General features: G+C 64.5%; 7 protein-coding genes. 5 read left to right on the top strand and 2 right to left on the bottom strand.

All coding sequences use genetic code 11. The features are described from left to right. The first annotated feature begins 21 nt into the window (after window positions 1–21). Both JQ616_RS39125 and JQ616_RS39130 read left to right on the top strand, forming a co-directional pair. A complete protein-coding gene (locus JQ616_RS39125; RefSeq protein ID WP_212023513.1) occupies window positions 22–2,733 on the top strand; it encodes a bifunctional diguanylate cyclase/phosphodiesterase in 2,712 nt (903 codons plus the stop codon). 79 nt (window positions 2,734–2,812) lie between these two features. Further along, window positions 2,813–3,109, top strand: a complete 297-nt coding sequence (locus JQ616_RS39130; RefSeq protein WP_249137874.1) for a septal ring lytic transglycosylase RlpA family protein — start codon at window positions 2,813–2,815, stop codon at window positions 3,107–3,109. Window positions 3,110–3,161: 52 nt separating this feature from the next. On the opposite strand, the gene JQ616_RS39135 is transcribed toward JQ616_RS39130, so the two are convergent. Further along, window positions 3,162–5,630, bottom strand: a complete 2,469-nt coding sequence (locus tag JQ616_RS39135; protein ID WP_249137876.1) for a PAS domain-containing hybrid sensor histidine kinase/response regulator — start codon at window positions 5,628–5,630, stop codon at window positions 3,162–3,164. A 90-nt stretch (window positions 5,631–5,720) separates the two neighbouring features. Then, window positions 5,721–6,503 carry a thermonuclease family protein gene (locus JQ616_RS39140; RefSeq protein WP_212023515.1) on the bottom strand — a complete coding sequence of 261 codons (783 nt, stop codon included), beginning with the start codon at window positions 6,501–6,503 and terminating at the stop codon, window positions 5,721–5,723. Between JQ616_RS39140 and JQ616_RS39145 the strand changes: the two genes are divergently transcribed. The 3 genes from JQ616_RS39145 to JQ616_RS40015 form a co-directional block, all read left to right on the top strand. Further along, the gene (locus JQ616_RS39145) at window positions 6,478–6,792 is read left to right on the top strand and encodes a hypothetical protein (protein ID WP_212023516.1); all 315 of its coding nucleotides are present in this window, start codon (window positions 6,478–6,480) and stop codon (window positions 6,790–6,792) included. The genes JQ616_RS39140 and JQ616_RS39145 overlap by 26 nt on opposite strands. A 56-nt stretch (window positions 6,793–6,848) precedes the next feature. Further along, window positions 6,849–7,052, top strand: coding sequence for a hypothetical protein (locus JQ616_RS39150; RefSeq protein WP_212023517.1), 204 nt, complete (start codon window positions 6,849–6,851; stop codon window positions 7,050–7,052). A gap of 54 nt (window positions 7,053–7,106) precedes the next feature. Beyond that, window positions 7,107–7,321, top strand: a 215-nt coding sequence (locus tag JQ616_RS40015) for a biotin carboxylase N-terminal domain-containing protein (protein ID WP_212023518.1), incomplete at its 3' end; no start/stop codon positions are given.

Consider the following 7,321-nt stretch of genomic DNA (forward strand, 5'->3'; position numbering starts at 1 on the left):
GGCACCCACAGGGGCAGGAAAATGTCGGTCGTCCAAACGAACAGCGTGATGCCGGAACACCGGCGGCTGTCGATCACAGGTGTGTCGCGCGCCACGAGGATGAGTGCCGTTCAGTGGCTCGTCCTGAGCGCCGCGCTATTGGTGCTCGCGATCACGCTCGGCACCGGCTACCTCGCGCTGCAGTTTCGCGAACGCGCGCTGGAGGTGTCGGAGCGTGAGCTCAACAATACCGCGCTGTTGCTGTCGCGGCATTTCGACCAGCAGCTCAGCGATCTCCAGCATGTCCACGACGACATCCTGAATTATCTGCGGTCGGAGCAGGTCGATACCGCCGATCAGTTCGAGAAAAGCATGTCGCTGTTGAGCGCGCACGAGATGTTGCGCACCCGGCTGGCTGCGCTGCCGCATGTCGGCGGGCTCAATCTGTTCAACGCCAAGGGATGGCTGATCAACTCGTCCGAGATGTGGCCGGTGCCGGACGTCAGCATCGCGGACCGCCGCTACTTCCAGGAGTTCACGTCCGGACGGCCGACATCGCCCGTCATCGTCGAGCCCGTGATGAGCAAGGTGACGGGCAACTGGACCACGGTCTTTGCCCGCAAGATCACCGGGCGCAACGGCGAGATCATCGGTTTTGCGAGCCGCGGCGTCGAGCCCAGCCATTTCGAGGATTTCGTGGCCTCGCTGGCGCTGAACGGCGACACCGTGATCTCGATGATCCATCGCGATGGCACGATCATCGCGCGCTATCCGCAGGATGCGAGCGTGGTCGGTAGCAACATCACCGACCAGTCGCTGTTCCGGAAGATCATTGGCCTCGGCGGCAACACGTCCGGGCGCTTCATCGGCGCCGCCGGCGAGGAGAATGTCGGCGCGGTCCGGTCGCTGTCGCACTTTCCAATCCTGATCCTGGCTACCACGAAGACCTCCAGCGCGCTGGAGGACTGGCGCGCCCAGACCAAGCTGCAGTTCTGTGCCGCAGTGCTGGCGGTGCTGATCGTGATCATGATGGTCTTCCTGATCGTGCGGCAGCTGCAGCGGCAGCACGATGCGGCGCAGCGGAGGCTGTCCGAAAAAAGCCAGCACCTCGACACCGCGATCAACACCATGACTCAGGGGCTGCTGCTGTTCGACGCCTCGGCGCGGCTCGTGATCTGCAACCAGCAATATATCGACATGTTCGGCCTGTCGCCCGACATCGTCAAACCCGGATGCCATCTGCGCGACCTGATCCTGCATCGCCAGGCGCTCGGCTCGTTCGTCGGTGATGTCGATGCCTACTGTGCCCGCTTTACCGATCCGAGGGGCGACCAGGTTCGGGACGCCGTGATCATGACACCCGACGGCCGCAGCATCCGCCTGATCTACAAGCGCGCGCCGGACGGCGGCTGGGCCACCACGCTCGAGGACGTCACCGACGGGCGGCGTGCCCAGGCGCGGATCGAATATCTCGCGCATTACGATGCGCTGACCAATCTGCCGAACCGGACCCTATTCCAGCGCCACGCCGAAGAGCTGCTGCGCGAAGCAACGGTGCGCGAATTCGCGATCCACTACATCGATATCGACGAGTTCAAGCGGATCAACGATACGCTCGGCCATCCGATCGGTGACGAATTCCTGCGCCGCGTGGCCGAGAAGCTGCGGCAGTCGGTCGGGTCGAATGACTTCATCGCGCGGCTCGGCGGCGACGAGTTCGCGATCGTCCAGCACGACATCACCTCGGACGACGACGTCAGCGATCTGGTGGCGCGCGTCTATCAGTCGTTGCGCACGCCGTTCGACTGCCTCGGCCATTGGCTGTCGAGCGATGCCAGCATCGGCATCGCGATCGCCCCGCGCCACGGCTCCGACCTGTTCGGCCTGCTCAAATGCGCCGACCTTGCCATGTACGCGGCCAAGGCCGCTGGTCGCAGGACCTATCGCTTCTTCGATCCGGCGATGGAGAAGCAGGCCAATTTGCGCCGCGCGCTGGAGGCCGACCTGCGAACCGCGCTGGCCGAAGGCGGTTTCGAATTGCACTACCAGCCGCTGGTCGACCTGCGCAGCGACGAGGTGACCGGCTGCGAGGCGCTGCTGCGCTGGCGCCATCCGGTGCGCGGCATGATCTCGCCGGCGGACTTCATACCGGTCGCCGAGGAGACCGGATTGATCGAGGAGATCGGGCAGTGGGTGTTGCGCACCGCCTGCATCGAGGCGGCGGCCTGGCCCGCCCATGTGCGGCTTGCGGTCAACGTCTCGCCGATCCAGTTCAAGTCGGAGACGCTGGCGCTGAAGGTCGCCAATGCGCTGGCCGAGAGCGGGCTCGATCCGCGCCGGCTCGAACTCGAGATCACCGAGGCGGTGCTGATCGCCGATGACGATGCCGCGCTGGTCACGCTCGGACAGCTCCGTGCGCTCGGCGTCCACATCGCGCTCGACGATTTCGGCACCGGGTACTCGTCGCTGCAATATCTGCAGCGCTTCCCGTTCGACAAGATCAAGATCGACCGCAGCTTCGTCAAGGAAGTGACCCGCAACTCGGGCTCGGCCTCGATCATCCGCGCAGTGGTCTCGATCGCTGCCGACCGCAACATGATCACGACCGCCGAGGGCGTCGAGACCGATCAGCAGCGCGACACCGTGCAGATGCTCGGCTGCACCCAGATGCAGGGCTATCTGTTCAGCAGGCCGGTTCCCGCGCAGGACGTCCGCGCGCTGCTGGCCGAAGACAGCGTCGAGAATGCGGCTTGAACGCCGTGTAACAGCCATATTTGTGAGGTTCGTTCCGCCGGCACCGCGTTCCCTTGGGGACTCAACCGGCAGGCGACCAATGAAAACCGCAGCAATGTCCGCGGCCATGTTGCTGTTTGCCTCGTCCATGGCAAACGCAGAGAGTGGCCTTGCGTCCTACTATCACGGCATCGGCAAGCGCGGCGAGATGACCTGCGCGCATCGCAAGCGGCCGTTCGGCAGCATGATCACGGTGTCCTATCGCGGTAAGTCGATCCAGTGCCGGGTCAACGACCGCGGCCCGTTCATCCGCGGACGGATCATCGATGTCTCGACGACGGCAGCCCGCGCGCTCGGCATCCTGCAGCTCGGCGTCGCGCATGTGGTGATCGAGTAGGGCGCAGCGGACCCGCGCGCTATCAAACCTTGGGACATCAGGACTTGGGATATTAGGCCTTGGGAGCGGTCGCCCGCTGCTCGGCGATCGCCTTGCGCAGCGTGCGCGACAGCGCTTCGACCGAATAAGGCTTCTGGATCAGCTCGAAGCCGCTATGCGCGTTCTCGGCGAGCACGTTGCTGTAGCCGCTGGTCAGCACCACCGGCAGGCCGGGAAAGCGATCGCGGATCACGCCGGCGAGCTCGACGCCGTTCATGCCGGGCATGATCACGTCGGAGAACACGAGGTCGGCGGCGAACTCGTTCTCGGAGAGGATCGACAGCGCTGCGTTGGCATTCGCCGCGCGCTTGACCGAATAGCCGAGATCCTCGAGCAGTTCGGTCGAGAACTGGCCGACATCGTCATTGTCCTCCACCACAAGGACGCGATAGCCGCGGCCGATCGAGGTCTGCTCGGTGCCTGCGCTGGCTGCGACCTTGATGTCCACGGGGTGCATCGCCTGCGGCAGATAGATGGTGAAGCTCGCACCGTGCCCGGGCGTCGAGGTGACCTCGATGTCGCCGTCGGATTGCTTGACGAAGCCGAAGGCCTGGCTCAATCCGAGGCCCGTGCCCTTGCCGACTTCCTTGGTCGTGAAGAACGGCTCGAAGATCGCGTCGAGATTTTCCGGTGAGATGCCGGTGCCGGTATCCTGGATCGATACCGTGACGAAATCGCCGCTGCGCGAAGCCTGGGCGCGCAGGGCAGGGATGTGCTTGACCTTTCTGACGCCGATCGTCAGCTGGCCTTCGCCGTTCATGGCGTCGCGGCCGTTGACGGCTAGGTTGATCATCGCGGTCTCGAACTGGCCGATATCGGCGATCGCAAAACAGTCGGGATCCTCGATCCTGACCTCGATATGAATCCGTCCGCCGACCAGCGGGCGGATCAACTGCACCACGCTGTCGACCTGCGTTCCGACATTGAACACTTCGGGATTGAGCGGTTGCCTGCGCGCGAACGCCAACAGCTGCGCGGTGAGCTTGGAGGCGCGCTCCACGGTCTCCGAGATCGCGTCGATGTAGCGCCGGCGCCGCTCGTCCGGTAGATCGCGGCGGCGCAGGAAGTCGGTCGCGGAGCGGATGATGGTGAGCAGATTGTTGAAATCGTGCGCCACGCCACCGGTGAGCTGGCCGACCGCTTCCATCTTCTGCGATTGCCGCAACGCTTCCTCGCCGCGCCGCCGCTCGGTAATGTCGACCGCCTCCGGCACCGCGCCGACGATCGTGCCGTGCTGGTCCTGCAGCGGCCGCATCGCGAAATCGAAATAGCGCTCGCCGATCGGCAGCTGCAGCTGCAGCTCGATCTTGACCTCTTCGCCGCGCATCGCGGTCGTGAAGGCATTCTGGACCACGCGCGGCATGCCGCCGGTCGCGGTGAACCACGGCGTGTCCCAGAACGGCTTGCCGACCACGTCGGCAGCCTCGGCGCGGATGCCGGCCAGCGCGGTCTGGTTGGTGTAGAGCAGGTCGCCGTCGCGGTTGAGCAGCATCTGATATTGATGGCTGGTTTCCAGGATGGCGCGGGTCTGGGCTTCGCGGGATTCGAGCTGCGCGGTGCGCTCCAGGATGCGACGCTCCAGCGACTCGTTGAGCTTGCGCAGCTCGATCTCGGCTTCCTTGGCCGCGGTGATGTCGTGGGCGACGCCGATGAAGCCGATATGCTTGCCGTTTGGGTCCCAGCGCGGCTGCGATTCCGAACGCAGCCAGCGCCAGTCGCCGGTGGCGTTGCGATAGCGCGCCTCGAGCACGAACGGCTTGAGCGAGAGTTCGCCGGTGATCTGCTCCTGCAGGATATTGGGCAGATCATCCGGATGCAGCGCCTTGCGCCAGTCGAACACGACCGCTTCCTCGAACGGCAGGCCGAGGAAATCGAGATAGGCCTGGTTGGCGAACGAGCGGGTGCGGTCGAGCTTGGTCACCCAGATCGGCACCGGCGCGCTGTCGGCGATCAGGCGGAAGCGTTCCTCGCTTTCGCGCAGGGTTTCCTGCGCCAGCATCTGATCGGTGACGTCGAGATCGGCGCCGACCAGCCGCAGCGCGCGGCCGCTGCGGTCGCGCTCGATCTTGGCGACGACGCGGATCCAGCGGCTCTCGCCGTCGTTCGGGCGGATGATGCGGTATTCCGCCGTGTAGTCCTCGCCGCCCGCCTTGAGCACGTCGAACAGATGCTTGATCGTTCGTTCGCGGTCGTCGGGATGAATGCGCGCGACCCAGTTCTCGTAGGTCTCGTTGATCTCGTCGGGCGGCAGCCCGTGCACCAGGAGATATTCGGGAGAGCGGCGGTTGCGCACGCCGTCGCGGAAATCGATCTCGAGCCCGCCGACCCGGGCGATGCGCTGGATCCGCGCCAGCTCGGCCTCGCGCTCCTGCAACTCGCGATGGGCGCGATCGCGTTCACGCGCGATCTCCTCAAGGTGCTGCCGCAGCCGTTCGGCTGCCGCAGCTTCGGGAAGCACATCAGAGGGATCGGGAGGGGTCATACGCGCCGGCAACCTCTAGGCGCAGTTTCACACAGGACGAGGCGGCTTTGCCAGCGTGATTTGTCGCATCACCGCGCGTTCACTTGCCCGTCACTTGCTTTTGGGCGGGCGGCAATTATAGGCCCGGCGGAACCCGGCGGCCTGCGCATCCTCCTCGGAGCAGAACCAGCGATCCGGATTGCCGAGGCCGGGGTAACTGCGGCACGCCTGCAAATGATAGATGCCGATATTGCCGGTGACGCGGGCGCGCACGGCATACTTGCCCTTGATGTTGCAGCTTGCCGGCATAGGCAGGTCGCTGGGAAACAGTGCGTCGCGGATCTGCGTGTCGCGGTCGGCCGGGCAGGCGTTGCCGAGCAGGGCGCCATCCTTCTTGGCGGTGCGGAAATCGCGCGGCGCCACGAAGCAGCCCTTCCACAACCCTGCACGATTGTCCTTGGCGGCGGCTTCATCCGGCTTGAATCGGCCAGTGGCCGACCCCTCAAGATTGAGCGCATAGCCCTTCTGCACCAGCACCTGGCTGAGGCTGGTCGGGTCGCCCTCGAGCTTGCAGACGCCGAGGCGGCGCTTCTTGAAGGTCGGATCGACGCCGATGTCGTCGCAATGAATGGGCTTGCCGCCGATCAGCTTGGCGAGCTGGTCGCGCGCTTCGATCCCGCAGGTCCAGACGTCGGCGTGCTCATCGATGCAGAGCTGATCGACCGCCGGCGCGTCGATGCCGTCGAGCCGGTAGGTCGTATTGCCGAGCTGAACGGTGCCGGCATCCTTGATGACGGCTGAGACTGCCGGGCCGGCGGCGGTCGCCGGCAGGCCGGGGATTGCAGATAGGCATGTCAGGAGAAGCGTCGTGACGACCGGATTTCGAAACCGCATCTTGCTCACTTCAGGTCTTTGGCGGGCAACCGGACTTCTAGCACATGCCGATACGATCCAACCAAGCACTGTTCACGCGTGGTGCGTGCGCGCCATCACATCGCGATCGGTGTTCCGCGACGTAGAACTGCCGGACATTGCCATTGGAAGGAATGCCGGTATGGCCGAGTTGATCGTCAACGTCCTCGTCGAGATCGTTACCGACATCTGGACCCTGCAATGCCTCGCGCGCTGGCGCCGGAAGAAAGCGGCGGCACAGGAGACGGCGTCCGATCAAAGATCCGATTGACTTGATGAGAACAAAATAGGAACATGATGCGTCACCTGAATCCCGGATACACCACGATGTCTGCACGGCCCGAATCTGACGACGATGACGGGCTGGAAGCGGCTGTCGATCAGGCGATTTCCGCCTGCGGCGGGAATCTGCGCGCGACCATCCGGGCGCTGGTCGTGGCCAATGAATTCCTGGAGAACGAGGTCAGCGAGCTGATGAAAGCCGTCGCGAAGGCCCATTCCCGCGGCCGCTTCAAGACCTATACGGGCTGAAATCCCCCTCGGGCTACCGCCAAGGGCTGGCCGGACACTGGCCTGGTGCAAGGCATGGTCTGCATTACACCGTTGCCTCCGGGGCAATTTGCTGTACCAACGGAGTGGCCCGTGCCGGATTGCGCGGGGAGGAATCCTGCCAAAAGCCCAAATCCGAAGAAGCCCAAGAAGAGCATGTTCAAACGAATCCTGATCGCCAACCGCGGCGAGATCGCCTGCCGGGTCATCAAGACTGCGCGCCGTATGGGGATTGAGACGGTCGCCGTCTA

Source organism: Bradyrhizobium tropiciagri, from assembly GCF_018130545.1.
GTDB classification, from domain to species: domain Bacteria; phylum Pseudomonadota; class Alphaproteobacteria; order Rhizobiales; family Xanthobacteraceae; genus Bradyrhizobium; species Bradyrhizobium tropiciagri_A.